Source organism: Aliiroseovarius sp. Z3, assembly GCF_029105185.1.
In the GTDB taxonomy this organism is placed as follows: Bacteria; Pseudomonadota; Alphaproteobacteria; order Rhodobacterales; family Rhodobacteraceae; genus Aliiroseovarius.
Genome location: NZ_JAFMZK010000009.1, coordinates 1 through 14,426, shown reverse-complemented (window position 1 = coordinate 14,426; position 14,426 = coordinate 1). Strand labels below are relative to the sequence as shown.

The window sequence follows — 14,426 nt, the reverse complement described above, 5'->3', positions numbered from 1 at the left end:
GCCCCGTTGCTGAGTTATCCGGCCTGCGTGCGTCCCCGCCGGTCCGACCGAAGGTTGGCATAGAGCACATGATTGCGCCAGCGCCCGTTGATCTGCAGGTAGCTTTGCGCCACGCCCTCGTATTTATAACCGACCTTTTCCAGAACCCCACGCGACGCGGCATTTTCAGGCAGGCATCCCGCTTCCAGTCGCGACAAATCAAGCTCGTTGAACGCGTAATGGACCACGGCTTCAAGCCCTTCGCGCATATAGCCTTGCCGCGCAAAGCGTTCGCCAACCCAATATCCGGTCGTTCCGGCCTGCGATGGCCCGCGTCGGATGTGATCCAGCGTCACCGCCCCGACCAACGCATTGTCAGCGCGGCGAAACATGAAAAGTGGAAGCGCCGTGCCGCCCTGAATCGACCGATTGGCCCAGTAAACGCGATTGGTGAAACTTTTGCGGCTCAGATGGTCCTGCGCCCAGATCGGTTCCCACGGCGTCAGAAATTCCCGGCTGGCGGTGCGCAATGCGGCCCAGCCGCGAAAGTCGCCATGCGCTGGTGGGCGCAGAGTCAGCCGTTCGGTTTCGATCCTGACCTTCTTGGAGCGTCCCAGCATCAGGCAACGCGCCTTTCGTTCAAGACATCAAGGCTCAGCGCGTTTTCTGCCGGTCCATAGACCGCCATCGCCATATCACCTTTTGTCAGGCTCGCGCCGAAACTGCGCAAATCGGCCAGTGTTACTGCGTCAATCTTCTCGACCGTTTCAGAAAGCGACGGCACACGCCCCCAGATGGCGACCAGACGCGCCATCCGCTCGGCCCGTGATGACGGGCTTTCCAGCCCCATCAACAACCCCGCCTTCATTTGCACACGCGCACGATCCAATTCGCGTTCAGTGATATCACTGCCAGCCCGCTTCATCTCGTCAATGCACAGGCGGGACAGATCGGCAATGTCGTCGCCCGACGTGCCGGCATAGATCGTCATCATTCCCGTATCGTCATAGGCCCCAAGCTGCGAGAAGATCGAATAGCACAATCCGCGCTTTTCGCGCGCCTCCTGAAACAGGCGCGAAGACATGCCCCCACCCAGAGCCGAGCTGAACAGCTGCGCGGCATAGAATGCATCATCGCGATAGCTTGGTGCCTCCAGCCCGAGCGTGAAATGCACCTGTTCCAACCCGTTGCGCACCTCGATGCGTGCACCGCTGGACCAGCGTGCGACATCTGTCAGGCGCGGTCTGCTTGGTTTCAGATGCCCAAAGGCGGCTTCTGCCAGACGCAGGATCTGATCGTGATCGACAGCGCCTGCGGCTGACAGGATCAACTGGTCCGGCCCATAGTGCTGATCGACAAAGGTCGAAAGATCATCGCGCCCAAAACTTTGCACCCGCTCGGCCGGACCAAGGATGGTGCGGCCCATCGGCTGATCGGGGAACGCGGCCTCTTGCAGCCAATCAAAGACCACATCGTCAGGTGTATCCAACGCCTGACCGATTTCCTGAAGGATCACGCCGCGCTCGATCTCGATCTCGCTGGTATCGAACACCGGGTTCAGCACGATGTCCGAGATGACATCAAGCCCCAGCGCCACATCGTCTTTCAGGACCCGCACGTAATAGGCCGTCACCTCGCGCGAGGTATAGGCGTTGATATAGCCACCCACATCCTCGATCGCTTCGGCAATCTCAAGTGCTGAGCGCCTTTCGGTGCCCTTGAACGCCATGTGTTCCAGAAAATGTGCGATGCCGTTCTGAGCGGGGGTTTCATGGCGACCGCCCGCCGTGACCCACACCCCGACCGAGGCGCTTTCCAGCCCCGGCATATGCTCGGTCACGACGCTGACGCCGTTGGAAAGTCGGTCCAGACGCACGCTCATGCAGGAATGACCTTTCCGGTGCGCTCGCAGATCAGCGCCTTAAGTGCTTCCAGATCATTCGCCACGCGCGTCGAGCGTTCTTCGCGATCAAACAGGTCCGCCATATGCGGCGGCAGCGGTGCATCCTGTCCACAGGCATCTTTGACGGCCGCCGGGAATTTCGCCGGATGTGCCGTTGCCAGCGTAATCATCGGGCTTGCGCCCAGATGTTCGTTCGCGACTTTCACTCCGACCGCTGAATGCGGGCACAGCACTTCGCCAGAATGCAGGAAAGAAGACTTGATCTGCGCCATCGTCTCATCCTCGGACGCGCGCCCGCTGTCAAAGGTTTCACGCAGGAATTGCATCGCACCCTGACTGATCTTGAAACCACCGCCGGACAGGTCCGCCATTTGATCAGCCACGACCTTGCCATCGCGCCCATAGGCGTCGAACAGCACGCGTTCGAAGTTTGACGACACCTGAATATCCATCGACGGGCTGATCGAAGGCGTCACGCCTGCCTTGGTATAGGCCCCTGTTTCCATGGTGCGATGCAGGATGTCATTTTGGTTCGTGGCAATCACCAGCTGGTCAATCGGCAAGCCCATTTTCTTGGCGATATAGCCTGCAAAGATGTCGCCAAAATTGCCAGTGGGAACCGTGAAACTGACCGCGCGATGCGGCGCGCCCAAGGCAACGGCCGAAGAAAAGTAATATACCACCTGCGCCAGCACCCGCGCCCAGTTGATCGAATTCACGCCCGCAAGTTTTACCGCGTCGCGGAAGGTGAAATCATTGAACATGTCTTTCAACCGGGCTTGGCAATCATCAAAATCGCCATCAACCGCCAGCGCGTGCACGTTGGCCTCAGCCGGGGTCGTCATCTGGCGGCGCTGCACCTCGGACACGCGGCCATGTGGAAACAGGATGAACACATCGACGGCGTCCAGCCCCTTGAACGCCTCGATCGCCGCGGACCCGGTGTCGCCGGACGTGGCGCCGACGATGGTCACTTTCTCGCCCCGGCGACTAAGCGCGACCTGAAAAAGCTGACCGATCAGCTGCATGGCGAAGTCCTTGAACGCCAGCGTTGGACCGTGGAACAGTTCCAGCAGGAAATGGTTCGGGCCAAGCTGAACCAGCGGCGCGCGGGCGTCGTGGTTGAAGTCAGCATAGGCCTTGGCGATGATCTCGCGAAACTCGTCTTCGGTGAACGTGTCGCCCACGAAGGGGCGCATCACGCGAAACGCGACTTCTTCATAGGAAAGCCCGGCCAACGCGGCGATGTCGCCTGCGCTCATCGTCGGCACCGTTTCCGGCACATAAAGGCCACCGTCGCGGGCCAGACCTGTCAGCATCGCATCTTCAAAGCTCAGAACCGGGGCGTCACCACGGGTAGAGATATAGCGCATTTCAGTCGCTCCTTGGGGCGAGAGTGTCACGTGTCCGGCGTTTCATACGCCAAAGCGCAAAGCCTGTCATCACCACCCATGTCGCAGCCATCAAAAACCATGTGACGGCATATTCAAGATGGTCGTTCGGGATACCCGCGCTGGTGACGGGCATCGGCAGAATACCCTGCTCGGCCGGGGTGGTTTGACGCGCGATGATCAGAATTGGGCGGGTTTCCAGAACCTCGGCCATCTGGTCGATATCGCGGGCAAACCATGTGTTGGTGGACAGATCGTTTTCCGGCGTCGCGCTGTTGCGGTCATCTGGCCAATGCAAGTTGCCCACCACGGTGATCGCGCCTTCGGGCACCGGGGGCATCGGGTCAGCGACACGGATGAACCCGCGGTCAACTAGCACCGCACCTTCGGCCGTGTGAAGCGGAGAGATCAGCCGATATCCCGCCCCGGCGTCCCGGCTGCTGACCAGCACACGAAGCGTATTCGCGCCCATCATGCCCGTCACCGTGACCGGCAGATACTTGTCGCGTTCCGGGTCCGGTTGCGCGGGCAGGCCCACGGGGGCTGCTGCGATGCGGCGGTCGATCTCGGCCAACACGCCCTGTTTCCACTTAAGCCGGTCCAACTGCCATTTTCCAAGGCCCAGGAACACCGCCAGAATGGCGATGCTGAGCGTGGCAGTCAGGATCAGGCGAAAGCTCATGGACACGTCCGGATGCGGGTCAAGTGAAAGGGGCGCGAAGGTTTCCCCTCGCGCCCCGAATAGGACTATTTTCGGGTCGGGTTCAACCGCCCCAGATATAAACGGCGGCGAACAGGAACAGCCACACAACGTCGACGAAGTGCCAGTACCAGGCCGCGGCCTCGAAACCGACATGGCTTTCCGGGGTGAAGTGCCCCTTCATCGCGCGCAGCAGACAGACGAACAGGAAGATCGTACCGACGATGACGTGGAAGCCGTGGAAACCTGTCGCCATGAAGAAGTTCACGCCATAGATATTGCCCGCGAAATCAAAGGCCGCGTGACTGTATTCATACGCCTGAAAGATGGTGAAAAGCACACCCAGAATCACGGCCAGCGCCAGCCCCGACACCAGATCCTTTCGGTTGTTTTCATGGGCAATCGCGTGGTGTGCCCAAGTGACGGCCGCGCCCGACAGAAGCAGAATCAACGTGTTGATCAACGGCAGGTGCCACGGGTCGAAAGTCTCGATCCCCTCAGGCGGCCATACGCCGTCGATTGCGGGCGACCCTTCGGTCATCGGATAAAGCGCGTGTTTGAAGAAGCTCCAGAACCACGCCACGAAGAACATCACCTCGGACATGATGAACAGGATCACGCCATAGCGCAGACCGATTTTCACAACCGAGGTATGATCACCGGTTTCGCCTTCATGCACGACATCCGTCCACCACGCGTACATGACGTAAAGGACACCGGCCAACCCGATAAGGAAAATCCATGGAATGCCGTTGGCCATCCACTGGACGGCTCCGAACAGCATGATGAAGCCGGAAACGGCCCCAAGGAACGGATTCACCGACGGGGGCAGAATGTGGTAATCGTGGTTTTTTGCATGTGCCATAAGCGTATAGTCCCTGTTCTTCTGGCTCAGTTTTGCACTGCCGGGGCGTCGGGCGCAAGCTGCGCAACCTCGTCCGGCAATTCTGTTTCGTGGAATGTGTATGACAGCGTGATGGCCTTGAGGTATTTCGCCTCGCGGTCATCAAGGATTTCCGGGTCGACATAGAAGGTGACGGGCATGGTCACGCGTTCGCCCGGTTGCAGCACTTGCTGTTCAAAGCAAAAGCAGTCGATCTTGGTGAAATAGCCGCCGGCCGCGAAAGGCGCGACGTTATAGCTGGCGGTGCCTGCGACGGGGCGGTCTGTGGGGTTGTACGCCTCGTAAAAGGCCAGCCCGGTTTCGCCCAGCTTGATTTCCATTTCATGCTGCACGGGTTTGAATTCCCACGGCATCCCGCGCTCTTTCGAGGCGTCGAAGCGGACCAGAACCTTCTGGTCCAGCACCACGTCGGACCCACGCTGCGCCACGGCGGTTTCGCCGCCGAACCCCGTCACACGACAAAACCAGTCATAGAAGGGGACAGAGGCCCAGCTGAGCGACCCCATCAGGATCACGACGCCCACCATCTTGGCGGCTGTTTTCTGCTGGCGGGTCAGGCTCATTCGCTGACCTCCGATGTTGCGGGGGCGGGTTTATAAAGGTCGCTGACCTTTGCCACCGTCAGGCCATAGACCAGCCCGACAAACAGAATCAGGGCCACGCCGACACCGATATTGCGGCTCAGGCGGCGCTTGTGCAGTTCATGATCGACCTTGATCGCCATCAGCCCCATCCTCCAAGCCCGAACGGTTTCAGCGACGCTTCGATCAGAAGCGCGCCGTAATGCAGGAACAGATACGCCAGAGACAGTTTGAACAATCCACGTTCGGCCTTGTGGGCGTCCGCGTCCGATGCGGCATCATCACGGCGGAACACGTCCCATGCGCCCTTGATGAACATGCCGTTCAGGATCAGCGCGACGGCCATATAGACCGGCCCCCCGATCGAGGTCAGGCCCAGCGCAATCGCAACGACAGCCAAGACCAGAGAATAACCTAGGATATGGGCGCGCGTCGCCTTGCGTCCGTGTGTCACCGTCAACATCGGCACGCCCGCATTGGCATAATCGCCCTTGGTAAACAGGGCCAGCGCCCAGAAATGCGGCGGCGTCCAGGCGAAGGTCAGCGCGAACATCAGCACGCTTTCGATGGAAATACCGCCAGTTGCCACAGCCCAACCGATCATCGGCGGGAAAGCCCCTGCGGCGCCACCGATGACGATGTTTTGCGGCGTCCAGCGTTTCAGCCACATGGTATAGATCACGACATAGAAGAAGATCGTGAAGGCCAGCAGCGCAGCCGCCATCAGGTTTGCGGCAAGGCCCAGCATGACGACGGCCATCGCCGACAGCGCCATTCCGATGGCAAAGGCCTCGCCCTCGGTCACTTTTCCCGATGGGATCGGACGTGATTGGGTGCGGCGCATTTTGCGGTCGATATCGGCATCCCACCACATATTCAGCGCGCCGGATGCACCACCACCCACGGCAATGAACAGGATTGACGCAAGCCCAACCACCGGGTTCACGCCAACCGGTGCCACCAGCAGACCCACCAAAGCGGTGAACACGACAAGCGACATCACACGCGGTTTTAACAGCGCAAAATAGTCGCCAAAGCCGGCTTCACGGCTGTCAGTGGTGCTTTGGATGCTGGCGTCGCTCATGGGTGTCTACGCGATCTGGCTAGTAGGGTTTTCAGTTCAAAAACACCGCCCCGGACGGGACGGTCGGGGCGCAGACATGCGCCTGCCCCCGCATTAATTATTCGGCGGCTGCAACCTGAACCGTGGGAAGCGAGTTCATGTTGCCCGCATACTCCTCGATCGCGCCTTTCAGCCAAGCGTCGTATTCTGCCTGGGTCACGGCTTTGACGGTGATCGGCATATAGGCGTGATCCTTACCGCACAGTTCGGAACATTGTCCGAAATAGATGCCTTCCTTGCCCTCGTCGACTTCGAACCACAGTTCGGCCAGACGTCCGGGAACGGCATCCTGCTTCACACCGAAGGCCGGAATAGTCCAGGAATGGATCACGTCTGCGCCGGTGACCTGAATGACGACCTTTTTGCCGGTTGGCACCACGACGGCGGTGTCCGTGGCCAGCAGATACTCGCTTTGGCTATAGCCATATTCTTCCAGCTCTTCCTTTGCCAGAAGGAAGCTGTCAAAGCCGAACTCATGCTCGGGATATTCATAGCCCCAGTACCACTGATACCCGGTCGCCTTGATCACAACGTCGCCCTTGGGGATCACCTGCTGCTGGAACAGCACGGGCAACGAGAACGCCCCGATGAACACCAGAATAACCACCGGCACCAGTGTCCAGATGATCTCGATCGGGGTGTTGTGGGTGAAGGTTGCGGGCTCGGGGTTCGCGCGCCGGTTGTAGCGCACGATTACGATGGCCAATAGAACGGTCACGAAGATCGTGATGGCGATGATGATATAGTTGATCATCCCATCCAGCCCGTGCGCCGCCTGTGCGACACTGGTTGCCGAGGGTTGGAACCCCATCGCGCCATCGACCGGTTTGCCGATGATTTCCAGATTTTCCTGCGCGAATGCCTGACCGGCAGTCAGAATAGCAGTTGCAGTGGCGAAAAGGCTGCTGAAACGCATCATGTTCGTCTTTCTCTTCCCGTGGCGGCGCGGCGTGATTGCTGACCCTTTGGTCAGCGCGGCAGCGGCTCGCTCATACCTCTCCCGTGCGCTTGCGCGGGATTCCTTGTTTCTCTTCGACGAGAAACCATATTAGAAAGCTGGGAACAAGGAAAAACCTTCTCAGGTTAAACAACAAAACCCACGTTTAGCGCTAATTCGAGGCCCCCATGACAGATGCCACATCGTTTCGCCCGTTTGAGACCCATCTGGACGCAGAAAGCGCCCAAAGCCTGCTTGCGGAGGTGACGGCCGGGGCGGATGATGGCGAGTTGTTTCTGGAGCGGATGCGATCCGAGGCGCTGGTCTTTGACGATGGACGCCTGAAAACCGCGAGCTATGACGCGTCTGAAGGGTTTGGGCTGCGCGCCGTCCGGGGGGACACAACAGGCTATGCGCACTCAACCGAGATCAGCGAAGCCGCCTTGCGACGTGCTGCCAGCACCGCGCGGCTTGCGGTGGGCGAAGGGGGTGGCGCATGGGCCGACGCACCCGCACGCACCAATCAAAAGCTATACACCGACGCCGACCCAATGGCCGATGCTGGCTTTGGCATAAAAATCGAAACCCTGCGTGAGATTGACGCCTTCACCCGCGACCTTGACCCGCGCGTGGTTCAGGTGTCGGCCACAATTGCCGCAAGCCTGCAAGAAGTTCACATTCTGCGCCCCGATGGCGCGTTGGTGTCCGACACACGCCCGATGACACGGCTGAATGTCTCGGTCATCGTCGAACAGGACGGGCGGCGCGAAAGTGGTTCATCCGGCGGTGGTGGACGCACGGGTTTGACAGGTTTGATGGCGCCCGACACATGGCAGGCCACTGCCCGCGAGGCCCTGCGCATCGCGCTGGTGAACCTTGAGGCGGTCCCAGCCCCTGCGGGTGTGATGGACGTTGTTCTGGGCAATGGCTGGCCGGGCATCCTGCTGCACGAAGCGGTGGGGCACGGGCTGGAAGGTGATTTCAACCGCAAGGGCACGTCCGCCTTTTCGGGGCTTGTGGGCACGCAGGTTGCCGCAAAGGGCGTGACCGTGGTCGATGACGGCACCCTGCCCGACCGGCGCGGGTCATTGTCCGTCGATGACGAGGGCACGCCGACGGGCCGTGCCGTCCTGATCGAGGACGGCGTGTTGGTCGGCTATATGCAGGACCGTCAGAACGCCCGACTGATGGGGGTCGCCCCCACCGGCAACGGGCGGCGCCAAAGCTATGCCCACGCCCCCATGCCGCGGATGACCAACACGATCATGGAAAGCGGCACCGCCAGCCCCGAGGAGGTGCTGGGTGAGCTGAAAGACGGCATTTATGCCGTCGGCTTCGGCGGCGGGCAGGTTGATATCACCAATGGAAAATTCGTGTTCTCATGCACCGAAGCCTATCGCGTCGAAGGCGGCAAGGTCGGCGCACCGGTCAAAGGGGCCACGCTGATCGGGGACGGCCCCGCCGCGATGAAACAAATCCGCGCAATCGGCAATGATATGGCCATGGACCCCGGCATCGGCACCTGCGGCAAGGCCGGACAGTCGGTGCCAGTGGGGGTCGGGCAACCGTCGCTGTTGATCGGTGGTCTGACGGTTGGGGGATCGGCGGCGTAGACGTGGGACAATCTGGCCAGACGCGTTAGGACGACATTAACCAAATGAGGTGCAAGGTTGATCTGCAAGAGACGGAATCAACATGCCCATGGACCTTTCACCTTCCCTGCTTCACCCCACCCCCTCCCCTCAGTCTGAGGAAGATGAACTGGCGTGGATCCGTCTCTTGCGCTCGCGCCGCGTGGGGGTTGCGACCTTCTTCCGGTTGCTGTCAGAACACGGCTCGGCGCAAGCCGCGCTTGCAGCCCTGCCGGATGTCGCCGCCGAGGCGGGGGTAAAGGACTATGCCCCCTGCCCGCCCGAAGTGGCAGAAGCCGAACTCCGCCGCGCGCGGTTTGCCGGGGCCAGTATGGTAACATGGGGCACGAAAGCCTATCCCGAGCTTCTGTCAGAAATCGCGGACCCGCCGCCCTTTCTGTGGGCGATGGGGGATGTGTCCCTGCTGCACCGCCCGATGGTGGCGCTGATCGGCGCGCGCAATGCGTCGTCGATCGGGTTGCGGATGGCCCGCAAACTGTCCCGCGACCTCAGCGAAGCCGGGTTTACCATCGTATCCGGGTTGGCGCGCGGTGTGGACACCGTGGCGCACGAGGTTGCGCTGGATGCGGGCAACACCGTGGCCGTGATGGCGGGCGGTGTTGATGTGATTTATCCCAAAGACAACACCGATCTTGCCGAAGACATCGCCCGCAAGGGTCTGCGCCTGTCCGAACAGCCCCCCGGCCTGACCCCGCAGGCCCGCCATTTCCCCCGCCGCAACCGTCTGATCTCGGGCCTTGCCCGTGCGGTCGTTGTCGTCGAAGCAGCGGCCAAGTCGGGTTCGCTGATCACCGCACGCAACGCGTTGGATCAGGGCCGCGATGTGCTGGCCGTGCCCGGCCACCCGTTCGACGCGCGCGCGTCGGGCTGTAATTTTCTGATCCGTGACGGGGCTGCACTGGTGCGTGGCGTGCAAGACGTGATCGACGCGATTGGCCCGGCTGCCACCCCACATGCAGATGACGCAAAATCCACCGCGCCTGTCGCGACACCGCAAGCGAACCAACGCAAACCGCAAGATAAAAGAACCCTGTCACAAACGGCTGACCTGCACAGCCAGATATTGGCCCGGCTTGGCCCAAGCCCCTTGGCCGAGGATCAGTTGATCCGGGATCTGGGCGACCAGACCGGTGCCGGGTCAGGAGATATCCTGCCCGAACTGGTCAATCTGGAGCTTGAGGGCCGAATCACACGCCAGCCGGGCGGTTTGCTATCCCGATCTCAGTAAGCAGGCGTTTCACTTGTGCAGATTTGGTAAGATTTTTTTACCAATTTTGACACCAACCTTGCCAAATTCTTACAAACCCTATTGCGCTGCAATGCAGCACCGCCTACGACTTCCACCCAAATCGGCATACTGGGCCTGATAAGGGGAGAGTGAAATGAGGGACTTCCAGAAAATCCTGATCGCCAACCGGGGCGAGATCGCCATTCGTGTTATGCGCGCCGCCAACGAGATGGGCAAGAAAACAGTCGCGGTCTATGCCGAAGAAGACAAGCTGGGCCTGCACCGCTTCAAGGCGGATGAAGCCTATCGTATCGGCGAAGGCATGGGCCCCGTGGCCGCCTATCTGTCGATTGACGAGATCATCCGGGTGGCCAAGGAATGCGGTGCCGACGCGATCCACCCGGGCTATGGCCTTTTGTCGGAAAACCCGGATTTCGTGGATGCTTGTGCGGCCAACGGCATCACCTTCATCGGTCCCAAGGCAGAAACCATGCGCGCCCTTGGCGACAAGGCCTCGGCCCGCAAGGTCGCGATCGCCGCTGGCGTTCCCGTCATCCCCGCCACCGAGGTGCTGGGCGATGACATGAAGGCGATCAAGAAAGAAGCTGCGGAAATCGGCTATCCCCTTATGCTGAAAGCCAGCTGGGGCGGCGGTGGTCGCGGCATGCGTCCAATCCACTCGGAAGATGAGGTAGAAGAAAAAGTTCTGGAAGGTCGCCGCGAAGCCGAAGCCGCTTTCGGCAATGGCGAGGGGTATCTGGAAAAGATGATCACCCGCGCCCGCCATGTCGAGGTTCAGATCCTCGGCGACAGCCACGGCAATATCTATCACCTTTACGAGCGCGACTGCTCGGTTCAGCGCCGCAACCAAAAAGTGGTTGAACGTGCGCCTGCCCCCTATTTGTCCGAAGCCCAGCGTGAAGAGCTGTGTGAGCTTGGCCGCAAGATCTGTAGCCACGTGAATTATGAATGCGCGGGCACGGTCGAATTCCTGATGGATATGGAAAGCGGTAAGTTCTACTTCATCGAAGTGAACCCGCGCGTGCAGGTCGAACACACTGTCACCGAGGAAGTGACCGGCATCGACATCGTGCAAGCGCAGATCCTGATCGCCGAAGGCAAATCTCTGGCCGAAGCCACCGGCAAAGCCAGCCAGTATGATATCCGTCTGAACGGCCACGCGCTACAGACCCGCGTGACCACAGAAGACCCGCAGAACAACTTCATCCCCGACTATGGCCGCATCACCGCCTATCGCTCGGCCACGGGCATGGGCATTCGCCTGGATGGTGGAACGGCCTATGCGGGCGGCGTCATCACGCGGTATTACGACTCGCTGCTGACCAAAGTGACGGCCTGGGCGCAAACCCCCGAGAAGGCGATCGCCCGCATGGACCGCGCGCTGCGTGAATTCCGTGTGCGCGGAGTGTCGACGAACATCGCGTTTGTTGAAAACCTGCTGAAGCACCCGACCTTCCTGAACAACCAATACACGACCAAGTTCATCGACGAGACGCCCGAGCTGTTCAAGTTCTCGAAACGTCGTGACCGGGGCACGAAGGTGCTGACCTATATCGCGGACATCACAGTAAATGGCCATCCTGAAACCCAGGGCCGCGCCGCGCCACCCAGCGATCTTAAACTGCCCAAACCCCCTGCCTTGCGGGCCAATCCAGCCGCGGGTACCCGAACAATGCTTGAGTCAGAAGGGCCGCAAGCCGTCGCGGATTGGATGAAAGCGCAGAAAAAGCTGCTGATCACGGACACCACCATGCGTGACGGTCATCAGTCGCTTCTGGCGACCCGGATGCGCTCGATCGACATGATCAAGGTCGCGCCCGCCTATGCCGCCAACCTGCCCGGGCTGTTCTCGGTCGAATGCTGGGGCGGGGCTACATTCGACGTGGCCTATCGCTTCTTGCAGGAATGCCCGTGGCAACGCCTGCGCGACCTGCGCGAGGCGATGCCCAACGTGATGACGCAGATGCTTCTAAGGGCATCAAACGGTGTGGGCTACACCAACTATCCAGACAATGTCGTGCAAGCCTTTGTGAAGCAGGCCGCTCTGACCGGCGTTGATGTATTCCGCGTGTTTGACTCACTCAACTGGGTCGAAAACATGCGCATCGCGATGGATGCGGTCATCGATGCCAACAAGATCTGCGAAGGGACGATCTGCTATACTGGCGATATTCTTGACCCTGATCGTGCGAAATATGATCTGAAGTACTATGTCGGTATGGCGAAAGAGCTTGAGGCCGCGGGCGCTCATGTGCTGGGTCTGAAAGACATGGCGGGGCTTTTGAAACCCGCCGCCGCCCGCGTTCTGGTCAAGGCGTTGAAAGACGAGGTCGGGTTGCCGATCCATTTCCACACTCATGACACTTCTGGTATCGCGGGCGCGACGATCCTTGCGGCAGCTGATGCCGGGGTGGATGCCGTGGATGCAGCGATGGACGCGTTCAGCGGCGGCACCTCGCAAGCCTGTCTGGGCTCAATCGTCGAGGCGCTGGACAACACCGACCGCGACACCGAACTGGATATTGGCGCGATCCGGGAAATCTCGAACTATTGGGAAGGCGTTCGGGCGCAGTATACCGCTTTTGAAAGCGGTCTGGCCGCCCCCGCCTCCGAGGTTTACTTGCACGAAATGCCCGGCGGGCAGTTCACCAACCTGAAAGCTCAGGCACGGTCGCTGGGGCTTGAGGAACGCTGGCATGAAGTGGCGCAGACCTATGCGGATGTGAACCGGATGTTCGGTGACATCGTGAAGGTGACCCCGTCTTCGAAAGTGGTTGGCGACATGGCTCTCATGATGGTCAGCCAAGGTCTGACCCGTGCCGAAGTCGAAGACCCCAAGACAGATGTCGCGTTTCCAGACAGTGTCGTGGACATGATGCGTGGCAATCTGGGCCAGCCGCCCGGCGGCTTTCCCAACGCAATTCTAAAGAAAGTGCTGAAGGACGAGAAACCCAACACCGAACGCCCCGGCAAACACCTGAAACCCATCGACCTGGAAGCCACCCGCGCAAACCTGTCGAAAGAGCTTGAGGGTCTGACCGTCGATGACGAGGATCTGAACGGATACCTGATGTATCCCAAGGTGTATCTGGATTATATGGGCCGCCACCGCCAATACGGCCCGGTCCGCACCCTACCCACGAAGACGTTCTTCTATGGGATGGAACCGGGCGAGGAAATCTCGACCGAGATCGACCCGGGCAAGACGCTGGAAATCCGTCTGCAAGCGGTGGGCGAAACCAACGAGGACGGCGAGGTCAAAGTGTTCTTTGAACTCAATGGCCAACCGCGTGTCATTCGCGTGGCGAATCGGCTGATAAAAGCAACGACCACCAAGCGCCCCAAGGCAGAGGACGGGAATGCCGCCCATGTGGGGGCACCTATGCCCGGCGTGGTGGCGACGGTTGCGGTCGTGGATGGACAGCCAGTGCACGAAGGCGACCTTTTGTTGACGATCGAGGCGATGAAGATGGAAACCGGCATCCACGCCGAGCGCGATGCCACGGTCAAAGCCGTGCATGTGCAACCCGGTGGACAGATCGACGCAAAGGATCTGATGATCGAACTGGAATAATCACGTCGCAATGCGTGTTTTGGGGCCGCCATCACTGGCGGCCTTTTCATTGTTGCCGTGTGGTTGTGGTGCCCCTGTTGCCAACAAAACACCACAAGGGTCCCCATAAGGTGCGAATTTCACCTTTTAGTGTGATTTTCCCCTTGCAGCCATGCGTCGGATTTCATATCTCACGGCTCACCGAAGGATGCGGGCGTAGCTCAGGGGTAGAGCATAACCTTGCCAAGGTTAGGGTCGGGCGTTCGAATCGCCTCGCCCGCTCCAATCGGTTACCCGGTTCGGCTTACCCGGTCGAACAAACCCATCAGGATGCGGGCGTAGCTCAGGGGTAGAGCATAACCTTGCCAAGGTTAGGGTCGGGCGTTCGAATCGCCTCGCCCGCTCCAATGGGATTTCTCGGACAGATTAAGCTTTGTCACGCGCAGGGCGCTGC

At 60.1% G+C, this 14,426-nt stretch carries 12 protein-coding genes and 2 tRNA genes; 5 read left to right on the top strand and 9 right to left on the bottom strand.

From position 1 onward, the window contains the following. Nucleotides 1-14: 14 nt before the first annotated feature. The 9 genes from J3R80_RS14695 to coxB form a co-directional block, all read right to left on the bottom strand. A complete protein-coding gene (locus tag J3R80_RS14695) occupies nucleotides 15-599 on the bottom strand; it encodes a GNAT family protein (protein WP_275394544.1) in 585 nt (194 codons plus the stop codon). Further along, the gene (locus J3R80_RS14690) at nucleotides 599-1,861 is read right to left on the bottom strand and encodes a pitrilysin family protein (RefSeq protein ID WP_275394543.1); all 1,263 of its coding nucleotides are present in this window, start codon (nucleotides 1,859-1,861) and stop codon (nucleotides 599-601) included. The genes J3R80_RS14695 and J3R80_RS14690 overlap by 1 nt, the downstream gene beginning before the upstream one ends. Then, the gene (gene thrC / locus J3R80_RS14685; protein ID WP_275394542.1) at nucleotides 1,858-3,255 is read right to left on the bottom strand and encodes a threonine synthase; all 1,398 of its coding nucleotides are present in this window, start codon (nucleotides 3,253-3,255) and stop codon (nucleotides 1,858-1,860) included. The genes J3R80_RS14690 and thrC overlap by 4 nt, the downstream gene beginning before the upstream one ends. 1 nt (nucleotide 3,256) lies before the next feature. Then, entirely contained in the window at nucleotides 3,257-3,955 is a 699-nt protein-coding gene (locus J3R80_RS14680) for an SURF1 family protein (RefSeq protein ID WP_275394541.1), read from the bottom strand. An 82-nt stretch (nucleotides 3,956-4,037) separates the two neighbouring features. Continuing rightward, entirely contained in the window at nucleotides 4,038-4,838 is an 801-nt protein-coding gene (locus tag J3R80_RS14675; protein ID WP_275394540.1) for a cytochrome c oxidase subunit 3, read from the bottom strand. A gap of 26 nt (nucleotides 4,839-4,864) precedes the next feature. Beyond that, nucleotides 4,865-5,440: a cytochrome c oxidase assembly protein gene (locus J3R80_RS14670; protein WP_275394539.1), complete on the bottom strand. Its 576-nt coding sequence runs from the start codon at nucleotides 5,438-5,440 to the stop codon at nucleotides 4,865-4,867. Then, on the bottom strand, nucleotides 5,437-5,601 hold the full coding sequence (locus J3R80_RS14665) for a hypothetical protein (RefSeq protein ID WP_247034744.1): 165 nt from the start codon (nucleotides 5,599-5,601) through the stop codon (nucleotides 5,437-5,439). Before J3R80_RS14665 ends, J3R80_RS14670 begins: the two co-directional genes overlap by 4 nt. Continuing rightward, entirely contained in the window at nucleotides 5,601-6,542 is a 942-nt protein-coding gene (gene cyoE, locus J3R80_RS14660; protein WP_275394538.1) for a heme o synthase, read from the bottom strand. The genes J3R80_RS14665 and cyoE overlap by 1 nt, the downstream gene beginning before the upstream one ends. A 97-nt stretch (nucleotides 6,543-6,639) precedes the next feature. Beyond that, nucleotides 6,640-7,497 (bottom strand): cytochrome c oxidase subunit II, encoded by an 858-nt coding sequence (gene coxB, locus J3R80_RS14655; RefSeq protein WP_275394707.1) that lies wholly within the window; start codon nucleotides 7,495-7,497, stop codon nucleotides 6,640-6,642. Between the two features lie 209 nt (nucleotides 7,498-7,706). Here coxB and tldD point away from each other — a divergent pair, with 209 nt between their 5' ends. The 5 genes from tldD to J3R80_RS14630 all read left to right on the top strand — a co-directional run bounded on the left by tldD (nucleotide 7,707) and on the right by J3R80_RS14630 (nucleotide 14,379). Then, nucleotides 7,707-9,131 carry a metalloprotease TldD gene (gene tldD, locus J3R80_RS14650; protein ID WP_275394537.1) on the top strand — a complete coding sequence of 475 codons (1,425 nt, stop codon included), beginning with the start codon at nucleotides 7,707-7,709 and terminating at the stop codon, nucleotides 9,129-9,131. An 88-nt stretch (nucleotides 9,132-9,219) separates the two neighbouring features. Then, entirely contained in the window at nucleotides 9,220-10,398 is a 1,179-nt protein-coding gene (gene dprA / locus J3R80_RS14645) for a DNA-processing protein DprA (RefSeq protein ID WP_275394706.1), read from the top strand. A gap of 154 nt (nucleotides 10,399-10,552) precedes the next feature. Continuing rightward, nucleotides 10,553-13,993 carry a pyruvate carboxylase gene (locus J3R80_RS14640; protein WP_275394536.1) on the top strand — a complete coding sequence of 1,147 codons (3,441 nt, stop codon included), beginning with the start codon at nucleotides 10,553-10,555 and terminating at the stop codon, nucleotides 13,991-13,993. Between the two features lie 189 nt (nucleotides 13,994-14,182). Then, nucleotides 14,183-14,257: transfer RNA gene (locus J3R80_RS14635), tRNA-Gly, on the top strand. 47 nt (nucleotides 14,258-14,304) lie between these two features. Then, nucleotides 14,305-14,379 (top strand) — tRNA-Gly (locus J3R80_RS14630). Nucleotides 14,380-14,426: the final 47 nt, after the last annotated feature.